This is a genomic window from Taklimakanibacter lacteus (genome assembly GCA_003576695.1).
Classification (GTDB): Bacteria; Pseudomonadota; Alphaproteobacteria; order Rhizobiales; family Aestuariivirgaceae; genus Taklimakanibacter; species Taklimakanibacter lacteus.
In genome coordinates, this window is the sequence record QOZQ01000011.1 from 108,062 (window position 1) to 125,017 (window position 16,956).

The 16,956-nt window shown below is 61.9% G+C and carries 24 protein-coding genes; 12 read left to right on the forward strand and 12 right to left on the reverse strand.

Translation table 11 applies throughout. The annotated features are described in order from the left end of the window. Positions 1-27 precede the first annotated feature (27 nt). The gene (gene oiaX, locus DT068_RS21740) at positions 28-1,299 is read left to right on the forward strand and encodes a 3-oxo-isoapionate-4-phosphate decarboxylase OiaX (RefSeq protein WP_119391994.1); all 1,272 of its coding nucleotides are present in this window, start codon (positions 28-30) and stop codon (positions 1,297-1,299) included. Further along, complete coding sequence (locus tag DT068_RS21745; protein ID WP_119391995.1) at positions 1,296-2,576, forward strand: four-carbon acid sugar kinase family protein; 1,281 nt, start codon at positions 1,296-1,298, stop codon at positions 2,574-2,576. Before oiaX ends, DT068_RS21745 begins: the two co-directional genes overlap by 4 nt. A gap of 10 nt (positions 2,577-2,586) precedes the next feature. Here DT068_RS21745 and cpdR read toward each other — a convergent pair whose 3' ends face one another. Beyond that, positions 2,587-2,949 (reverse strand): cell cycle two-component system response regulator CpdR, encoded by a 363-nt coding sequence (gene cpdR / locus DT068_RS21750; protein ID WP_119391996.1) that lies wholly within the window; start codon positions 2,947-2,949, stop codon positions 2,587-2,589. 202 nt (positions 2,950-3,151) lie between these two features. On the opposite strand from cpdR, the gene DT068_RS21755 reads away from it, so the two are divergent. After that, positions 3,152-4,024, forward strand: coding sequence for an N-formylglutamate amidohydrolase (locus DT068_RS21755; RefSeq protein ID WP_119391997.1), 873 nt, complete (start codon positions 3,152-3,154; stop codon positions 4,022-4,024). Positions 4,025-4,245: 221 nt separating this feature from the next. On the opposite strand, the gene DT068_RS28120 is transcribed toward DT068_RS21755, so the two are convergent. Further along, complete coding sequence (locus tag DT068_RS28120) at positions 4,246-4,500, reverse strand: hypothetical protein (protein WP_162914359.1); 255 nt, start codon at positions 4,498-4,500, stop codon at positions 4,246-4,248. 15 nt (positions 4,501-4,515) lie between these two features. Between DT068_RS28120 and DT068_RS21760 the strand changes: the two genes are divergently transcribed. Next, a complete protein-coding gene (locus DT068_RS21760) occupies positions 4,516-5,319 on the forward strand; it encodes an inositol monophosphatase family protein (RefSeq protein ID WP_119391998.1) in 804 nt (267 codons plus the stop codon). Here the strand turns inward: DT068_RS21760 and DT068_RS21765 are convergent. The 5 genes from DT068_RS21765 to DT068_RS28425 all read right to left on the reverse strand — a co-directional run bounded on the left by DT068_RS21765 (position 5,316) and on the right by DT068_RS28425 (position 8,341). Continuing rightward, on the reverse strand, positions 5,316-6,272 hold the full coding sequence (locus tag DT068_RS21765) for an alpha/beta fold hydrolase (protein WP_162914360.1): 957 nt from the start codon (positions 6,270-6,272) through the stop codon (positions 5,316-5,318). The two genes, DT068_RS21760 and DT068_RS21765, sit on opposite strands and share 4 nt — an antisense overlap. A 91-nt stretch (positions 6,273-6,363) precedes the next feature. After that, positions 6,364-6,897 carry a hypothetical protein gene (locus DT068_RS21770; RefSeq protein WP_119392000.1) on the reverse strand — a complete coding sequence of 178 codons (534 nt, stop codon included), beginning with the start codon at positions 6,895-6,897 and terminating at the stop codon, positions 6,364-6,366. A 56-nt stretch (positions 6,898-6,953) separates the two neighbouring features. Beyond that, positions 6,954-7,328, reverse strand: a complete 375-nt coding sequence (locus DT068_RS21775) for a hypothetical protein (protein ID WP_162914361.1) — start codon at positions 7,326-7,328, stop codon at positions 6,954-6,956. Between the two features lie 153 nt (positions 7,329-7,481). Next, on the reverse strand, positions 7,482-7,853 hold the full coding sequence (locus DT068_RS21780; protein ID WP_119392002.1) for a hypothetical protein: 372 nt from the start codon (positions 7,851-7,853) through the stop codon (positions 7,482-7,484). A 140-nt stretch (positions 7,854-7,993) separates the two neighbouring features. Beyond that, the gene (locus DT068_RS28425) at positions 7,994-8,341 is read right to left on the reverse strand and encodes a hypothetical protein (RefSeq protein ID WP_368904970.1); all 348 of its coding nucleotides are present in this window, start codon (positions 8,339-8,341) and stop codon (positions 7,994-7,996) included. Positions 8,342-8,647: 306 nt separating this feature from the next. Here DT068_RS28425 and DT068_RS21790 point away from each other — a divergent pair, with 306 nt between their 5' ends. Next, entirely contained in the window at positions 8,648-9,106 is a 459-nt protein-coding gene (locus DT068_RS21790) for an Hsp20 family protein (protein ID WP_119392110.1), read from the forward strand. Between the two features lie 67 nt (positions 9,107-9,173). Here DT068_RS21790 and DT068_RS21795 read toward each other — a convergent pair whose 3' ends face one another. Beyond that, entirely contained in the window at positions 9,174-9,386 is a 213-nt protein-coding gene (locus DT068_RS21795; RefSeq protein ID WP_119392003.1) for a hypothetical protein, read from the reverse strand. Between the two features lie 118 nt (positions 9,387-9,504). On the opposite strand from DT068_RS21795, the gene ykgO reads away from it, so the two are divergent. Continuing rightward, positions 9,505-9,630, forward strand: coding sequence for a type B 50S ribosomal protein L36 (gene ykgO, locus DT068_RS21800; protein ID WP_119272963.1), 126 nt, complete (start codon positions 9,505-9,507; stop codon positions 9,628-9,630). 94 nt (positions 9,631-9,724) lie between these two features. Beyond that, on the forward strand, positions 9,725-10,330 hold the full coding sequence (locus DT068_RS21805; protein WP_162914362.1) for a tetratricopeptide repeat protein: 606 nt from the start codon (positions 9,725-9,727) through the stop codon (positions 10,328-10,330). Here the strand turns inward: DT068_RS21805 and DT068_RS21810 are convergent. The 3 genes from DT068_RS21810 to DT068_RS21820 form a co-directional block, all read right to left on the reverse strand. Further along, positions 10,327-11,154 (reverse strand): class I SAM-dependent methyltransferase, encoded by an 828-nt coding sequence (locus DT068_RS21810; protein WP_119392005.1) that lies wholly within the window; start codon positions 11,152-11,154, stop codon positions 10,327-10,329. The genes DT068_RS21805 and DT068_RS21810 overlap by 4 nt on opposite strands. A gap of 71 nt (positions 11,155-11,225) precedes the next feature. Beyond that, on the reverse strand, positions 11,226-12,647 hold the full coding sequence (gene pyk / locus DT068_RS21815) for a pyruvate kinase (protein WP_119392006.1): 1,422 nt from the start codon (positions 12,645-12,647) through the stop codon (positions 11,226-11,228). Beyond that, a complete protein-coding gene (locus DT068_RS21820; protein ID WP_368904972.1) occupies positions 12,644-13,084 on the reverse strand; it encodes a DUF1036 domain-containing protein in 441 nt (146 codons plus the stop codon). Before DT068_RS21820 ends, pyk begins: the two co-directional genes overlap by 4 nt. 222 nt (positions 13,085-13,306) lie before the next feature. On the opposite strand from DT068_RS21820, the gene DT068_RS21825 reads away from it, so the two are divergent. The 5 genes from DT068_RS21825 (at position 13,307) to DT068_RS21840 (ending at position 15,158) form a co-directional block, all read left to right on the forward strand. Beyond that, a complete protein-coding gene (locus tag DT068_RS21825; RefSeq protein ID WP_368904974.1) occupies positions 13,307-14,011 on the forward strand; it encodes an N-formylglutamate amidohydrolase in 705 nt (234 codons plus the stop codon). Next, complete coding sequence (locus tag DT068_RS21830; protein WP_119392009.1) at positions 14,008-14,307, forward strand: DUF1244 domain-containing protein; 300 nt, start codon at positions 14,008-14,010, stop codon at positions 14,305-14,307. Before DT068_RS21825 ends, DT068_RS21830 begins: the two co-directional genes overlap by 4 nt. Before the next feature lie 15 nt (positions 14,308-14,322). Then, positions 14,323-14,586 carry a DUF2312 domain-containing protein gene (locus DT068_RS21835; protein WP_119392010.1) on the forward strand — a complete coding sequence of 88 codons (264 nt, stop codon included), beginning with the start codon at positions 14,323-14,325 and terminating at the stop codon, positions 14,584-14,586. Positions 14,587-14,805: 219 nt separating this feature from the next. Next, on the forward strand, positions 14,806-14,943 hold the full coding sequence (locus tag DT068_RS28125) for a hypothetical protein (protein WP_162914363.1): 138 nt from the start codon (positions 14,806-14,808) through the stop codon (positions 14,941-14,943). A gap of 23 nt (positions 14,944-14,966) precedes the next feature. Next, entirely contained in the window at positions 14,967-15,158 is a 192-nt protein-coding gene (locus DT068_RS21840) for a hypothetical protein (RefSeq protein ID WP_119392011.1), read from the forward strand. A 136-nt stretch (positions 15,159-15,294) separates the two neighbouring features. Here the strand turns inward: DT068_RS21840 and DT068_RS21845 are convergent, their stop codons facing one another. Continuing rightward, entirely contained in the window at positions 15,295-16,692 is a 1,398-nt protein-coding gene (locus DT068_RS21845; protein ID WP_162914364.1) for a peptidoglycan L,D-endopeptidase MepK, read from the reverse strand. Positions 16,693-16,956: the final 264 nt, after the last annotated feature.

The window sequence follows — 16,956 nt, forward strand, 5'->3', positions numbered from 1 at the left end:
TTGTGTCATTATACCAGTTGGCCTCTCATGCACCAGAGCTCTAAAGATGTAATTCGATTAACTTATCGCATCGAGACGGCCGGCAGCATCGAGAAGCTGGCGGCCAAGATCGCTAGCGACCAGTCGACGGGCACCTTCATCGACCTGCCGGGCGAGACCGAGGAACTGAAGAACCGCGTGGCGGCACGGGTGGCCGATATCCGCCCCCTCGAGCCGTTTCCCGCTCCCTCCATCCCCGCCGGTGAAAGCGGGCCCTTCAAACGCGCCGATGTCGACATCGATTTCCCGTTCGATGCCATCGGCACCGATCTTGCCGCCCTGACGACCATCGCGATCGGCGGCGTCTATGCGATCAGGGGGTTCAGCGGCATCCGCGTGGTCGACATGCATTTGCCGGAGGCCTTTCGCGGCGCCTATCCGGGGCCGCAATTCGGTGTCGCCGGCAGCCGCCGGCTCACCGGCGTGTCCGGCCGGCCCATCATCGGCACGATCGTCAAGCCGGCTCTGGGCTTGCGTCCGCATGAGACGGCGGAGCTGGTGCGCGATGTGGTCGATGCCGGCGTCGATTTCGTCAAGGACGACGAGAAGCTGATGTCGCCCGCCTATTCGCCGCTGGCCGAGCGGGTGAAGGCGATCATGCCGATCATTCTCGAGCGCGAGCAGAAGACGGGCCGGAAATGCATGTATGCCTGGGGCATTTCGGCCGCCGATCCCGACGAGATGATGCGCAATCACGATCTGGTCGTCAAAGCGGGCGGCAATTGCGCCGTCATCAACATCAATTCCATCGGCATGGGCGCCATGCTGTTCCTGCGCAAACGAAGCGGCCTGGTGCTGCATGCGCATCGCAATGGCTGGGACATCCTCACGCGCCATCCTGGTCTCGGCATGGACTTCAAGGTCTATCAGCAGTTCTGGCGGCTTCTCGGCATCGATCAGTTCCAGATCAACGGCATCGGCGCCAAATACTGGGAGCCCGATGAGAGCTTTGTCGCTTCCTTCAAGGCGGTGACGTCGCCCTTGTTCGCGGAAGATGACTGCCCGCTGCCGGTCGTGTGCTCCGGCCAATGGGGCGGCCAGGCGCCGGAGACCTATCGGCGCACCGGGCGCAGCCAGGATCTCCTGTATCTGTGTGGTGGCGGCATCGTTTCCCATCCCGGCGGGCCTGCGGCAGGCGTGCGCGCCGTGACGCAGGCCTGGGAAGCGGCGGTCGCCGGCATTCCGCTTGAAATTTATGCGAAGGATCATCCGGATCTCGCCCAGTCGCTGGCCAAATTCGCCGACGGCAAGGGCGCATGAGCCTGCTGCTCTCCTATTACGGCGATGATTTCACCGGCTCGACCGATGTGATGGAGGCGCTCGCCTCCAATGGGATCAACACGGTCCTGTTCACACGCCTTCCGACACAAGAGCAGTTCGCGCCTTTTGCGGACTACCCGGCCATCGGTCTTGCCGGCACCAGCCGCAGCCAGCCGCCGCAATGGATGAATGAACATCTGCCGCAGGTCTTCGAATGGCTGCGGTCGCTCGGCGCGAGATTGTGCCATTACAAAGTGTGCTCGACTTTCGATTCGAGTCCCAGGGTCGGCAGCATCGGACGCGCGATCGAGATCGCCCAAAGCGTGTTCGGCCAGCCGGCGGTGCCGCTCGTCGTGGGAGCGCCGCAGCTGGGGCGCTACACTTTCGCCGGCCATCTCTTTGCCAGATATGGCGGCGACGTCTGGCGGATCGACCGGCACCCGGTGATGAGCCGGCACCCGGTCACGCCGATGGATGAAGCCGATCTGCGCCTTCACCTGGCCAAGCAGACCGCGCAACCGGTTCACCTGGCTTCAGGGGATTTGCGTGAGCCGGGCATTCACCTGATCGATGTCTTCGATGCGGCGACGCAGATGGAGGCCGGTGAGCGCCTTCTAGCGCTTCCCGGCGAGGCAAAACCATTCATCGTCGGCTCTTCAGGGGTCGAATATGCGCTCGTTCAGGTTCTGGCGCGGAACGGCGAGATTGCCGGCACGGCGGATTTTGCGCCGCTCGATCCGGTCGAGCGTTGTCTTGCGGTATCAGGCAGCGTATCCCCGACGACGGAACGGCAGATCCGCCTGGCTTGCGCCAATGGCTTCACCGGGATCACCGCAGATCCGTTGAAATTGGCGAGACAGGAAGTGGAGGAGAGTGCGCAGCTTACCAACAGAGCCTCACATGCGCTCGCGGGCGGCGAGAGCGTTCTGATCCATACCGCAATGGGCAGCGCATCGGATAAGGGACATGAGCTGGATAGGATACCGGATGGACGCCGTCGCCTCGGCCGGGCTCTGGGAAAAATTGCCGGTGAGCTCGTGCGCCGGCACAGGCTCACGCGCCTCATCCTGGCGGGCGGCGATTCATCGAGCCACGCGCTGGGAGAGCTCGACATCCATGCGCTGACGCCGCGTTTGCCGTTGCCTGAATCGCCCGGCTCGCCGGTTTGCCTCGCGCATAGCGCTGATCCGGCCTATGCCGGACTGGAGATCGCCATGAAGGGCGGACAGATCGGCCGAGACGACTACTTCATTCGCCTGAAACAGGGCGGCCCTTAACCAGCGGCTCTCACGCCGCCATCATCCGGTCGACCTCGGCGACGAGCTCGCGCAGATGGAAGGGCTTGGAGAGCACCTTGGCGTCCTTGGGGGCGCGTGAATCGGGATGCAGCGCCACTGCGGCAAAGCCGGTGATGAACATGATCTTGAGCGTGGGATCGAGCTCGGCCGCGCGGCGCGCCAGCTCGATACCGTCCATCTCGGGCATGACGATGTCGGTCAGAAGCAGGTCATAAGAGCTCTGCTTGATCTCCTCGAAGGCGCTGGCGCCCTCGCCGAAGGAGACGACGGTATGGCCGGCGCGCTCCAGTGCCCGCACCAGAAACCGGCGCATATCCTCGTCATCCTCAGCCAGAATGATCTTGGCCATCATAACCCTGGTCTTCTCTCTTTTTTCATTCATAGGCCATGCCAAAGCAGCCCGCCAGCCCAGGCCCGCCACCCGGCATCAGCCTATGCATTAGAGGTAAATGTCCTATAAAGCGCGTCTATCCTGTGGACAACGGCGCGTTTGACCGTAATATTCGGAAATATGCAGTCTCCAGGAGCCATGCGCATTGGGTAAGCCCGTTGAGATGGACCCCTTCGCCATTCTCGCCCCACGGCAGTGGACACGGCCGGCGATCTTCAACTCACCCCACAGCGGCCGTGCCTATCCTGAGGATTTTCTTGCCGCCGCGCGCCTCAGCCCGCATGCGTTGCGCAAGTCGGAAGATTGCTATATCGACGAATTGTTCAGCTTCGTCGCCGATCTCGGCACGCCGCTGCTCCATGCCCATTTCCCGCGCGCCTATCTCGATGTGAATCGCGAACCCTATGAGCTCGATCCGCGCATGTTCCGCGAGGACCTGCCGGGTTTCGCCAATGTCTCCTCCATGCGCGTGGCAGGCGGCCTCGGCACCATCCCGCGCATCGTGAGCGAGGGCGATGAGATCTATCGGGGACCCGTCAAGCTCGCCGATGCGCTGGCCCGCATCGAGACGATCTACCGACCCTATCACCGCACCTTGGCCGACCTCATCAACCGGGCGCGCCAGGCCTTCGGCTATGCGCTGCTGGTCGATTGCCATTCGATGCCTTCCACCGCCTGCTCGCATGTGACGCCCCATCCCATGGGCCGGGTGGATGTGGTGCTGGGCGACCGACATGGGGTCGCTTGCAGTGATGAGATCGTCTCGACGCTGGAAGCGCTCATGCGCAGCCAGGGCCTCAGGGTCCTGCGCAACAAGCCTTATTCAGGGGGCTTTATCACCCAGAACTATGGCTCGCCGGCGCATCACCGGCATGCGCTGCAGATCGAGATCAACCGGGCGCTCTATCTCGATGAGCGGACGCTCGAGAGGAGCCGGGGCTTCGCCGCGACGAAACTGACGCTTTATCGGGTTTTCGCGGGGTTGCTCGCCTCGCTCCCCGACATCATGCAACCCCGCCGCCAGGCGGCCGAATAGAAGGCCGGCCAAAAGAAAAGGGGCCGGGACTGCTTGCGCAGACCGGCCCAAGTCTAGGGAGGAAACGCCCAGGAAGGGCATGCGAGACGTCTCCGTCTCACGAGGTGTATTTGGCAGTGCAGCAGTGGAATTTCAAGGGAAAGGTTCAATCGAAGTGAATAATTCTGTGCAACTTTATGAAAATGCAGATCGGAGAATTCTGAGTTAACTAATTGTTTTTCCTAATTAATTAAGGCATATCCAAAGTTGATCCCTACATCTTTCGATAAAAGACATGCGCATGACGCATGGCTTTGTGCTGGATAACTCTTTTGCGCTGCAGCAAAAACGGAGGGCTTGAGCCTTCCTTCCTGTTCCCCTAGATCACGCTTCTGCATCGGTTTTTCAAGAGAAAGCCCATAAAACTGATCGAATTCATAAATCCAGCGCATCATCCGGCAGCGAAAGGCGATTCGTCCGCCCGCCGGAACGCTCAATCCTGAAGGCACATCATGTCCGCGCCCAACTGGACCGAACTCACCCAATTCGCCCTCGATCTCGCAGAAGCCTCGGCCCGTGAGATCCTGCCCCATTTCCGGCAGAACATCCCGGTCGATGTCAAAGCAAGCGTCGTCTGGGACCCGGTCACCGAGGGCGACCGCGCCGGGGAACGGATCATGCGCAAGATGATCGAGGCGCGCTATCCCGATCACGGCATCCATGGCGAAGAATATGGTCAAAAGCCCAGCCGTTCGGGCTTCACCTGGGTGCTCGACCCGGTCGACGGCACCCGCGCCTTCATATCCGGCATGCCCACCTGGGCCACGCTGATCGGCCTCAATTTCGAGGGCAAGCCCACGGTCGGCGTCATGAACCAGCCCTTTGTCGGAGAAACCTTCTATGGCAACCCCGAGGGCGCATGGTCGCGGCATCGGGGAAGCGAGCGCAAGCTTTCGACCCGTCCGGCCCGGCCCCTGGCCCAGGCCACTTTCACCACCACGGCTCCCGAGCTCTATCGCAACGATGCCGAGAAAGGCATCCTGAGGCGGCTGAGTCAGGCGACACGCCTCACCCGCTATGGCGGGGACGCCTATTTCTTCTGCGTGCTGGCGGCCGGGCAGATCGACCTGGCGCTCGATGCGCATATGGAGCCCTATGACATCGCCCCGCTCATTCCCATCATCGAAGCCGCCGGCGGCGTCGTCACGACATGGGAGCGCGGCGATGCGGCAGGGGGCGGCGATGTGATCGCGGCAAGCTCGCCCGCCCTTTATGAAGAAGCGCTCGCCGTCATGCACGGGTCTCGGGATGCTTAAGCGCCGGTGAAGGCCTCGAAGGCGGCGAAGAACTGCTCGCGTATGCTGTCGCGCTCGAACAGGATCTCATGGCGCGCTTCCGGGATGACGGCCAGCGACACGCCCGAGGCGGCGTTGCAGAAACGCCTGGTCGCCTCATTGTCGACGACGCGGTCGCGGCCTCCCACGACGACGAGGATGGGGGCGCGGAAGGTGACCGAGGCGGCATGCGACTGCATGTGCCGCAGCGAGCGAAGTGCCGCGTTGAGCCAGGAAAAGGTCGGTCCGCCGACTCCGAGATCAGGCTGTTCCGCCAGCGTGTTCGTCGCCTGAAGGAAACGGCGCCGGTCGCTGGTGAGGTTGTTGCCGGCAAAGTTCGACGGCGCGAGAGGGCGCTTGCTCTGGCCCGGCAGAAACAGGCGGCCAAGCCCGATCTTCGGAAACAGCGCGCACATGAAGCGCACCAGCGGCATGGGCCAGATGCCGACATCGACGCCGATCAAGGGAGCCGAAAGCACTGCACGCTCGAACCAGGTGCGGCGCTCGAGCGCCCGCAACAGAACGAGACCACCGGTCGAATGTCCCACGGCATAGAAAGGCGGCGGACAATCCGGCAGCACGATCTGCGTCATGAAGGAGGTGAAATCGTCGTCATACTCCGAGAAGTGTCTGACGCCGTCGCGATAGCGATCCTCATAGGCGCGCTGCGAGCCGCCCTGGCCGCGGAAGTCGAAGGTGGCGACGGCAAAGCCGCGGCGAATGAAATCGCCGATCGTCTCGAACCAGCGCTCGATGAAATCGCCTCGCCCGCAGACGAGAACGACGGTACCGCGCGGCGAGCCGGGAATGGCGTAGGCGGCACGCAGTTTGCGGCCGTCCCGGGTGGTGACGGTCGCGCCCTTCAGCCCCTCCGGCAAGCCGTTGCCCGGAAGGGGGGTAAGCGGAGTCAGGAGATGTGCGAGGGCCTGGTCCACGTGCTGATGCCCGGTTTCATGAACTCGTTGCCGGCACAAAGACACCGGCAGGAACAGGATCCGACGATCCTGCCCCTGTCATGCAGCACTATCAGCGTTTCTTGACTTCGGTCAATTCGCCGGAGGCCGAATTGAGCTTGACGGAGAACGGCTTGCCGTCACGGGTCGCATTGAAGGCATAGACCTGGCCTTTGCAGGTCACCGATTCGACGCTCTTGAAGCCATAGCCCGAAACGATCTCGCCTGCCTTGGCGCATGTGATCGTGGTCGGCTTCTTCTTGGCCTGCCGTTTCGTCTTCGACTGGACCGACGGCTTGGGCTGGCCTTGTGGCTTCGCATAGGTCTTGCGCTTGCGCGGCGGGATATATTCGGGCTCGTAGTAATCCGGCTCGTAAGCGTAATCGTTGTAGTCTTCGTCATCATCGTAATAGTAGGCCGGACGGTCGCGCCGCATGTAACGATAGTGGCGCGGTCCCGGAAGGTATTCAGGACCATAGTAATAGTCATAGTCCGGATCATAGGTGTAATAGCGGAACTTCATGCGCGAGCCGGCATCCGCATAGCTTGCGAAAGCCACCGTCCCACACAGCACCGCCACCGCGATAAGTCCAAGCCTGGTCAGCATGACGTCATTTCCCTGCAAGTCGTGCGGAGCGCGCCAACATCGCGCGCCTGCCGCTCTCAATAATCATCGTCATAGTCATCGTAACCGCCGTCCCAGCCGCCGCGGCGCCGGATATCGGTGATGCGGCCATTTCGCGAGCGGACACGAATCTCGAAAATGCTGTTCCGCCGAAAGCCGCGATACGAATACTCGCTACCATTGCATTCAATTGGCCGCACACGGCGGAACCCTGCCGAGCGCACGATGTGCGCGCCCTGGCGGCAGCTGATACGCCCGCCGCCGTGATAAGCATAGTGCAGGTCCGGCGAGCTATAACCGCCACCAATGCCGACACCGACGTCGATATCGGTATCAGCCTGCGCCGGTCCGATGGCGCCGGTCACCAGCATGCCAAGGGACAAAGTCCCGGCGGCCATCCAGTTCCTCAACATGACCCCTAACTCCTCCGCCGCGCTATTTGCGCAGCCCCGGTACGTTGCGAGAGGATCGTGAAGAAAATGCGGCGGACGTCAAGTCTTTCCGGAGCCAATTGTAACAGCGGGAAACAGGGTTTTGGCCAGTTCCGTCGAGCGTTTCAGGGATATTCAGAGCTGGCGGCGCCTCAGAATGTCCCCGGTGCGCGGGTCGATTTCGATCACGAATCGGCCGTCCCTGCCACCCACCCGGAAGCGGTAGGTCGACCCCGAGCAGGCGAGTTCCTCGATATCCCCATAGCCGCGCATCTTGAGGAGGCCGGTGGCTTCCTTGCAGGTGAGGGTCAGGTTGACGCCCTTGTAGCCGGGCTTGGCATAGACGGGACCGCCATCGCGGGTGCCAAAGGGCACGAAGAAGTCATAGTGGGAAGGCCAGGTGTAGCCGGAGCCGGTCTCAGGTGGTTCCGCCCGGGCTTCGGCGGCAAGGCCGAGCGGCAGGACGGCCGACAGCAAGGAAAACAGAAAACGCAACTTGATCGTCATATTGGCTCCTAATGCCCAAGCCCGCGACAAACATGTCAGAATGCGCCTGAACGCGACCGGAGTGGCAAGTTCATCTGACGTTCAGTCGAGCAAATGAAAAGGGCGCCCAGAAGGCGCCCTTTCCGCATTATGCATTTCTCTTAGAGGGGATCGACGTCGACGATATTACCCCAGCGGTTGACCTTGATCCTGTACCAGTCGCCCGACTGCTTGCCCTTGAAGCGCATGATCTTGCCGCCGCAATCGGTGGCATAGACTTTGTAGAAGCCGTGGTTCTTCACGATCTTCTTCGCCTTGTGGCAGCTGATGCCGTTATAGCCGCCGCCATAGACCGGGTAATAGCCGCCGCCATAGCCGCCACCATAGCCGCCGCCAAAACCGAGGCCGAGACCGACGCCAATATCGATGTTGGTTTTGGCCTGGGCAGGCGCCGTAACAGCAACCGCAGCGGTCAGAGCAGCAGCGGCAACCAGAAGCTTCGTAAACATGGGTGTCTCCTTGACTGTTCAATTCGTTTGGGGATGACCACTCGGCCATCGATGGGCGCAAGATTACGGTTTTGTAACTGAATGGATTTCGAAGCCTTCATTCATTCCCCATTCATTTGGAGCTGCTGAAGAATCTTTTTAAGATATTGATATTACTGGTGAAAGTTCGATTTTGGGCAGGGCCTTGAAAATTGTCCGGGAAAAATTATTTGAAGACTTGCAGGCGCTGCTGCGGCGGGTCTGCAAACTGAACGGTCCGGTCAATCGCGGCGGACCTCACCCAACTGCACCTTGCTCAAGGAGGATGTGCATATGTTTGATCTTTCCCCCCTCTATCGTTCGACTGTCGGCTTCGACCGTTTGGCCCAGCTTCTCGACAGTGCCGGAAGCTTCGAGGTCCCGGCCTATCCGCCCTACAATATCGAGCGTGTCAGCGATGACGAGTATCGCGTCACCATGGCGGTCGCCGGTTTCGGCCGCGACGACATTTCAATCGAAGTGAAGCAGAACACGCTCACGATCTCCGGCAAGAAGGCCGACAAGGCCGAAGCGAAAGGCGAGTTCCTGCATCAGGGTATCGCCCAGCGCGCCTTCGAGCGGCGTTTCCAGCTTGCCGACTATGTGCAGGTCGAAGGTGCCGAGCTCGACAACGGCCTGCTCCATATCGCGCTCAAGCGCGAGATCCCGGAAGCGATGAAGCCGCGCACGATCGCCATCAAGGGTGCCCATGAGCCCAAGGTGATCGAGAGCAAGAAGGCGGCGTAGCCGACCTGTTTCGATTTGAATGTGAAAAGAGGCGCCTGTGCCCGGCACGGGCGCCTTTCCGTTCGGGTCAGTGGCGGCCGGTGTGGATTCCGATCAGATTCACCAGATGGATCAAAGCAAGCAGGGCTACGAAGCCACTGGCGATGAGGACAGGGGTCGTCGGAATGAGCCTTGGGTTGAGGTCGGTGCGCGGGCGCTTCTCGATGATGACCATGCGGGCGACCACCAGCAGGGCAGCCAGGAAGACAAAGGCGGTCAGGTAGAATTGCGGCGTGAGCATCCGTTTCTCCGAGCCATCACCGGGTGGAATTGACAGGCAGGGCCCATATCACTATGGTCCCGCCTCCGAAAGAGGCACCTGGGCGGCCGGTCCGGGTGCGATTTGTTTGGTGACCGCTATGAAGATTCGTAACTCGTTGAAATCGCTTCTGAAACGTCATCGGGACAACCGTCTCGTGCGGCGCAAGGGACGCATTTACATCATCAACAAGACCAATCCGCGCTTCAAGGCCCGTCAGGGCTGAACCGGTTACGTCTACGGTTTTGTGATCACCGCTGCGATCCTGTCGCGGCGGTGATCATTTTATTGCCGCAGTAGCTCAGTGTATAATGGCGCCCATGAAGCGCCTTTGCGGCCTTGTCGCCTGTCTTGCCGTCTTGAGCCTTGTTCCTGCGAGCGAGGCGCAGACGCGTGATCCGAGTGGGGAGGCGATACCGGCGATGGCGCGGCTCAAGCCCGGCGAAATGCGCGCCGAGCAGCTCGACAAGCTGTTTGCCCGCCTCATCAAGACCGACAACGACACCGAAGCGCGGCGCGCCGAGCAGACGATCTGGTCGCTGTGGATGACATCGGACAGCCCCACCGCGGATGCGCTGCTGGGGCAGGCGATGAAGGCCTCCGCCGCCAATGAAACCGGAGCCGCGCTCTCCATCCTCGACAAGGTCATCGAGGTGCACCCCAACTATGCCGAAGCCTGGAACAAGCGGGCGACGGTATATTTTCTGATCGGCCGCTACAACGATTCGCTCGGCGACATCGAGAGAGTGCTTGAGCTCGAGCCCCGGCATTTCGGCGCGCTCTCGGGGCTCGGCATGATCAAGCGCCAGCAGGGCGATCTTGCCGGCGCGCGGGCCGCCTTCAAAGAAGCGCTGAGCTTCAATCCGCATATGGAAGGCGTCAAGCGGGCGCTCGAGGAAATCGAAAGCCGGGAGCGGCCGATCTAGCCCTTGATCGCGATCATCTCGACCGGCGCAATGATGCCACGCTCGAGGGTCACGGCCACATTGCCCATCCGTTCCTTGGCGGCTTCGCCCATCAGAACGTGAAGGCCGAGCTTGGGCAGGCCATGCTCGGCGATCTTTCGCCGCATCTCCTGGAAGAGCGCCAAAGCCAGATCGCGCCGGCTCACTTCTCCTTCGAGCCTGAAGCCGGCTTTCGCCAGCAGCCGTCGATAGTCGGCGGGCGTTCCCACGAAACTCGTGAGCGGCGTCGCGGCCCACGGCATGGGATAGGGAATCTCGCCATTGCCCGTTCGCATGACGTCATAGACGGCAAAACGCGCATGCGGCCTCAGCACGCGGTGCACTTCGGAAAAGAGCTTCGCCTTGTCCGCGATATTCATGCCGACATGGATCATTGTCGCGGCATCGAAGGTGCTCTCCGCGAAGGGCAGAGCGAGCGCGCTCGCCTGCTGGAACGTGGCCAGATCGGACAGGCGGCAGCGCCTGGTCAGCGCATTGGCGACAGCGACGAATTCCTGCGTGAGATCGATGCCGGTAACGCGGGCGCCATTGGCTTCGGCGAAGTAGCGGGCCGGACCGCCGATGCCGGAGCCGACATCGAGGACATGCGTGGCGCGCGACAAATGGAGATCCTTGGCGATTTCCATGGTGGCCGCCCGCCAGCCGAGATGGAACTCATCGACGCCGGCGAGATCGCCCGGGCTGAGATTGTCGATGTCGCTCCCGGCGTCTCTCAGCGCTTCGAGAATGACGCTTTCGAGCGCGCCATGCGTGTAGTGCTTCGCGACCTGCTGCTCGGTATCCATGGGACGCTCCGATCACCGATCCGGCACCCGGCAGCCTACTCTTTAATTCCCCTGCAAGGAAGCGTGCGGCGTCAATCGCGGCCGAGATAGGCGATGCGCAGCATGTTGGTGGCGCCGGGAGTTCCGAGCGGGACGCCGGCGGTAATGATGATGCGCTGGCCGGGATCGGCGAAGCCTTCGGCCTGCGCGATGTTGCAGGCGCGCGAGACCATGTCGTCGAGATCATGGGCATCGTCGGTAAGCACGCAGTGCAGGCCCCAGACGAGAGCGAGGCGGCGGCTCGTCTGGGTGATCGGCGACAGAGCGATGATCGGCACGTCGGGGCGCTCGCGCGACACGCGAATGCCGGTCGAGCCCGATGCCGTGTAGCAGACGATGGCCGCGAGGTTGAGGGTCTCGGCGACCTGGCGGGCGGCGGCCGATATCGCGTCGGCGCTGGTGGGCTCGGGATCGCTGCGCTGGGCCGTGATGATGCCGCGGTAGAAGGCGTCATTCTCGACCGAGCGTGCGATCGCGTCCATGGTGGCGACCGCCTTGTCGGGCCATTTGCCGGTGGCGCTTTCGGCCGACAGCATGATGGCGTCGGCACCCTCATAGACGGCGGTGGCGACGTCGGAGACCTCGGCGCGCGTCGGCACCGGCTCGACGATCATCGATTCCAGCATCTGGGTGGCGACCACGACCGGACGTCCGGCGCGCCGGGCGGCGCGGGTGATCTGCTTCTGGCGGGCGGGAACGGTTTCGAGCGGCAATTCGACGCCGAGGTCGCCGCGCGCCACCATGATGCCGTCGGAGATCTCGAGGATCTCCTGGAGCACGTTGAGCGCCGAGGGCTTCTCGATCTTGGCCATGACGCCGGCACGCCCGGCAATGAGCTTGCGCGCCTCGGCGACGTCGTCGGGCCGCTGCACGAAGGAGAGCGCGATCCAGTCGACGCCGATATTGGCGGCGAAATCGAGATCGGCGCGGTCCTTCTCGGTCAAGGCCGGGATCGGCAATATCGTGTCGGGCAGATTGAGGCCCTTCTTGTCCGACAGCATGCCGCCGAACACCACGCGGGTGATCAGCCGGTCAGGCTTCACATCGGTGATCTCGACCCGGATGCGGCCGTCATTGACCAGCAGGTTGTCGCCCTTGCGGACGGCCGAGAAGATCTCCGGGTGGCGGAGATAGACGCGCGTCGCATCGCCGGGCTGCGAGTCGGTGTCGAAGGTAAAGGTCTGCCCGGCATCGATTCGCGCCTCGCCGTTCCTGAAGGTGCCGAGCCGCAATTTCGGTCCCTGCAGGTCGGCCAGGATGCCGATCGGCCGGCTGAGCTTCGCTTCGACCTGACGGATAGCGCCATGCAGCTCTTCAAGCTGCTTGTGCGCGGTATGGCTCATATTGATGCGGAATACATCCGCCCCGGCGAGGAACAGTTTTTCGATCATCTCCGGGCTGGAGGAGGCAGGCCCGAGGGTGGCGATGACCTTGACGCTGCGATTGCGTCTCACTGGGATTTAGTGCCGTTGGTGTTCGTCTTTTCGCCGGAGAGCGAAATGGTCCAATCGACTTCCTCTTTGGTATCGACCTCGAAGAAGCCGGTTTTCTGATAACCACGATCGGTGCAGTTGCCGATGCCGCGGATGGTGAATATCTTGTCCCTGGTGCACATCATCGACTTGCCGCCCCACGAGCCGCCTTTGTCGTAGTCGACCGCGAAGATGTAGTAGTAGCGGGCGATGAGGGGGCCCTTGAGCAGGGTCTCGCAGCCATTGGCGCCGATATTCCACCAGCCCTCCGACGCCCAGCCGTCCTTGTCCTTGTAGCCCAAGGCTACGCCGACCCGGCTTTCCGTCTTGTTGCAGAGCTTGAGATCAGCCTTGGCGCCCTCGGCCATGAAGGCCATAGCCAGAAACGCGGCCGCGATTGTTGCCGACCATTGTGCCATCCGTCCAGTGGCCTCCAGAGATACCATCGAATCGATCATAAGATTCCCTGTCAATAAACAGGCGTCAACCGCCGGCAGGGCCGCACGGGCATGCCGCGTTGTGCCACAACCAGTCCTGCCGTCAAGTTTGGCAAGATGATGACTGACCAATTGGGACCTCCTATAAGACCCGCAATGTTTGAAACAAGCATTAATGAGAGTTTTGTCAGGATTCCGGGGGATTTGCGGCAAGGCCTGATTCTCATCGCCGACCATGCCCGCAACGCCCTGCCGAAGGAATACGGGTCTCTTGGGCTGGCGCCGCAGCAGTTCGAGCGGCATATCGCCTATGATATCGGGATCGAGCCGGTGACCCGCGGGCTTGCCGGGGCGCTCGGCTGCCCGGCCCTTCTGGGCGCCTTTTCCCGGCTTCTCATCGATCCCAATCGCGGCGCCGATGATCCGACGCTGATCATGCGGGTCTCGGATGGCGCCATCATTCCCGGCAATGCCATGATCGACGATGGCGAGCGCGAAAAGCGGATCGCGCGGTTCCACCGGCCCTATCATGCCGCCATCACGGCCGAGATCGACGCGGCGCTGGTCATGGGAATCGACCCCGTCCTCGTTTCCCTGCACAGCTTCACCCCCCACTGGAAGGGCATCGCGCGGCCCTGGCATGCCGGCATCCTGTGGGACGAGGACCATCGCTTCGCCGGCTACCTGCTCAGGGCGCTCAGGGCCGATGCCAGGCTCTGCATCGGGGACAATGAGCCTTATTCCGGCGCTCTTGAAGGGGACACCCTATATACCCATGGAACCAGGCGCGGCCTCAGGCACGGGCTGATCGAAATCCGTCAGGATCTCATCGCCCGGCAATCAGGTGTGGATGAGTGGATATCCCGGCTGGCGCCCATCCTCGAAGGGTTTATGAAAGGTGGCTCATGACGACCGACCAGAAGACCGAAACCGAGCTCGAAGCGGCGGTATTCCGCCGTCTCGTGGAGCATTTGCGCGGGCGTAGCGACGTCCAGAACATCGATCTGATGAACCTGGCGGGCTTCTGCCGCAACTGCCTGTCGAACTGGTATGAGGAAGCGGCCAAGGCCAAGGGCGTGGCGGTGTCGCGCGAGGATGCGCGCGAGCGCGTCTATGGCATGCCCTATGCCGACTGGAAGGCCAAGTATCAGCGCGAAGCCAGCCCCGCCCAGGAAGCGGCCTTCAAATCCACCCACAAGCATTAGTTCAGGATACCCGTGATGGACGCCAAGACCAGTTTCGCCCAAGGCCAGCTCAAAAGCCTCGTCGAGCGCATCGAAAGGCTCGAAGAGGACAAGAAGGCGATCGCCGGCGACATCAAGGAGGTCTATGCCGAGGCCAAGGCCAATGGCTTCGACACCAAAATCCTGCGCAAGGTCATCTCGCTGCGCAAGAAGGACCGGCATGAGCGGGAAGAGGAGGAAGCCATCCTCGATCTCTACATGAACGCTCTCGGCATGTTGCCGGCCGAGGAAGCGGCCTGATCCCGCTGCCGGTTTATCCACCGAAAAAACTTGTGCATGGCAGGAAATCCCCGGAACCACTTCCGAGGTCGCGCATTGTTGGCGGAAGGCACAAGGCCCCGGGACCCTGACATCCTGGCGATAAGATTGTGCCGCATCCTAACTGGGACGATCACGCCCTTGTAAATTTTGACGTCCGGTCAGAGTTGGCGTGATCGATGGACAGCAGAGGGCCTGACCATGATTCAGCATCCAGCCAGCCGACCCGCTCTTGAGAAATCCGAATTCCTCCAGATGATCCTGCGCATCGCGGGTGGTGGCCTCACCGTCGGCCTCCTGATCGTCCTGCCGGCGCTCAAGATCCTGGGGCTGGCCTGATTCAGGCCGCACAGCACGGCAAGATGGACAACCGGACACATCTGATCCTGACCCGGGCACGGGAGCTGTTTGGCCGTGCCCATCCCGGTGAGCCATGGCCCGAGCCGGCGGGCCGGTCGGAAACGAAACTTCTCGAACGGCAGGCGAAATATCTGGCCCGCGCCGAGGATCAGCTCCTCAAGGAAGGTGCGATCGAGAGCGTCGATCAGAGCTGAACGGCAAACATAACCGAAAATTGATCAGTGCACGGAGTAGTCGCGGCCGCCCGGCCGCGAATGACAGACGTCATTGTACGCAAAGGTCGAGTTTGGCGGGAGCGCTTCGGGCCGGCCCGGCCTGAAGCGAATAGCGTCAGTTGTTGTCGGTGATGCCTTCGATGAACTGGCCAAGCGTCTGGCGCCGCTTCTGCGCGACGACGGGCTCGTTCATCAGCATGCTGCCCTTGGCCGAACGGTTTACCTCGAGCATGTCGCTCTTGCCGCCCGACACGGTCTGGAACGCAGGCATCGGCGGCGCGGCATTGGCCTGGGCGACCATCAATGTCGAGGACGATGACAATTGCGGCACGGCCATTTCGGCGATGGTCTCGCTATCGTCCGGCACGACCTGCTGGGGCGCGCCGTCACGGCGGATCGCCTGGTCGGGGCTGAAGGTCAGTTGCTTCGGCCACCAGAACAGATCGTCATTGCCGGCGGAAGCGGTCAACGGGCGGATCATCGGGACATTCTCGGCGGTGCCGTCACGCAGCGAGTCGGCGAAGCTGCCCTTGGCGGAGATATTGGCCGTCTGGGTGACATCGGGCTCTTCCACCATCGATTCGGCGCCGGCAACGGCGCCCAGGCTATCCGTGTCGTCGATGATATGAGACTTGAAGTTGGTCTGGACGCCCTTCGGCGGGGCCGAGGCAGGCTCGATCTGCATATTGGCGGCCGCCATCATGAGAACTTCGATGGGCTTCGGACGCGGCAGGGGAACGGGATAGGCTTCGACAACCTCGACCGGCTTGACCGCAGGCTTCGCCCGCGGGGTCGGCATCTTCACGCCGGCATCGGCTTCCGAGTTCCCGGCCTCGAGGCCTTCATCCTCATCGTCGCCCACGGCCATGCTGGCGATCTTGGCCTGCATCGCACTCTGATCAGGCTGCTCGGCCGAAGCGACCAGAATCTGATCGTTGCGGTTGAGGCGGGCGCCGACGGTCTTGCGGTAGTCGCGGAAAATCCTGGCGAGCTGGGTCGGCGACACGCGCGGCCACATGCGCACCTTGCCCGAGTCGATATGGACGAAGCCGCTGGGGCCGGATGAGCGATAATAGCCGACACCGCCGACCTGGCGGACGAGCGCGCTGTTGCGCAATTTCTCGGTCGAGACGTCCGGGAAATAGAGATCGATGGCCTTGCCGACCATATGCTGGCTCTTCTTGGCCACATTGCGCCCGATGCGCTTGAGGAAGGAATTGGTCTTGGGCGAGCGATAGCCGCAGATGATGTGGACCGGGCGCGTGGAGCCCAGATCGGCATGCAACTCCCACATCAAATCGATGGTCTTGGGGTCCATGCGGATCACTTCCTTACGGCGCCAGTCGCGCATCAGGTAGTTGATCTTCTCGAGGGCGGAAGGAATGTAGCGGCCATCCACCTTATAGGTGATGGTCAGACTTTCCTTGGTATGGACGTGATAGAGGGAAATGGTGCGGGTCTCACCGCCGGCCGTCGCGTCATTGCCGAATCCGAACCACAGACCGGCGGTCAAGGCCCCGGCCAAAGCTGTCGAGAGTGCGATCCGTTTCGCGCGCGAGGTCAAAGATCCACGGTGTCCGTTTTCAGCGGCCTGGAAACCCATACTCACATTCAGACCGGCTGAACCCCGGTTCCCCTTACTATTATCCCGAAACGATGGTCATCCGTCCCAAACGGATTACACCAGTTCAATCCTTGCGACAAGAATACGGCTACTCTTAGGCAGCCTCCTGTCGAAAACTACCCTAAATCACCATCATTAACAGGGGCTTAAGTA

What these genes read in the sequence shown, in the direction of transcription:
- oiaX (WP_119391994.1), top strand. Translation starts at nt 28, where the DNA reads ATGCACCAGAGCTCTAAAGATGTAATTCGATTAACTTATCGCATCGAG.
- DT068_RS21745 (WP_119391995.1), top strand. Translation starts at nt 1,296, where the DNA reads ATGAGCCTGCTGCTCTCCTATTACGGCGATGATTTCACCGGCTCGACC.
- cpdR (WP_119391996.1), bottom strand. Translation starts at nt 2,949, where the DNA reads ATGATGGCCAAGATCATTCTGGCTGAGGATGACGAGGATATGCGCCGG.
- DT068_RS21755 (WP_119391997.1), top strand. Translation starts at nt 3,152, where the DNA reads ATGGACCCCTTCGCCATTCTCGCCCCACGGCAGTGGACACGGCCGGCG.
- DT068_RS21760 (WP_119391998.1), top strand. Translation starts at nt 4,516, where the DNA reads ATGTCCGCGCCCAACTGGACCGAACTCACCCAATTCGCCCTCGATCTC.
- DT068_RS21770 (WP_119392000.1), bottom strand. Translation starts at nt 6,897, where the DNA reads ATGCTGACCAGGCTTGGACTTATCGCGGTGGCGGTGCTGTGTGGGACG.
- DT068_RS21775 (WP_162914361.1), bottom strand. Translation starts at nt 7,328, where the DNA reads ATGTTGAGGAACTGGATGGCCGCCGGGACTTTGTCCCTTGGCATGCTG.
- DT068_RS21780 (WP_119392002.1), bottom strand. Translation starts at nt 7,853, where the DNA reads ATGACGATCAAGTTGCGTTTTCTGTTTTCCTTGCTGTCGGCCGTCCTG.
- DT068_RS28425 (WP_368904970.1), bottom strand. Translation starts at nt 8,341, where the DNA reads ATGTTTACGAAGCTTCTGGTTGCCGCTGCTGCTCTGACCGCTGCGGTT.
- DT068_RS21795 (WP_119392003.1), bottom strand. Translation starts at nt 9,386, where the DNA reads ATGCTCACGCCGCAATTCTACCTGACCGCCTTTGTCTTCCTGGCTGCC.
- ykgO (WP_119272963.1), top strand. Translation starts at nt 9,505, where the DNA reads ATGAAGATTCGTAACTCGTTGAAATCGCTTCTGAAACGTCATCGGGAC.
- DT068_RS21805 (WP_162914362.1), top strand. Translation starts at nt 9,725, where the DNA reads ATGAAGCGCCTTTGCGGCCTTGTCGCCTGTCTTGCCGTCTTGAGCCTT.
- DT068_RS21810 (WP_119392005.1), bottom strand. Translation starts at nt 11,154, where the DNA reads ATGGATACCGAGCAGCAGGTCGCGAAGCACTACACGCATGGCGCGCTC.
- DT068_RS21820 (WP_368904972.1), bottom strand. Translation starts at nt 13,084, where the DNA reads ATGGCACAATGGTCGGCAACAATCGCGGCCGCGTTTCTGGCTATGGCC.
- DT068_RS21830 (WP_119392009.1), top strand. Translation starts at nt 14,008, where the DNA reads ATGACGACCGACCAGAAGACCGAAACCGAGCTCGAAGCGGCGGTATTC.
- DT068_RS21835 (WP_119392010.1), top strand. Translation starts at nt 14,323, where the DNA reads ATGGACGCCAAGACCAGTTTCGCCCAAGGCCAGCTCAAAAGCCTCGTC.
- DT068_RS28125 (WP_162914363.1), top strand. Translation starts at nt 14,806, where the DNA reads ATGATTCAGCATCCAGCCAGCCGACCCGCTCTTGAGAAATCCGAATTC.
- DT068_RS21840 (WP_119392011.1), top strand. Translation starts at nt 14,967, where the DNA reads ATGGACAACCGGACACATCTGATCCTGACCCGGGCACGGGAGCTGTTT.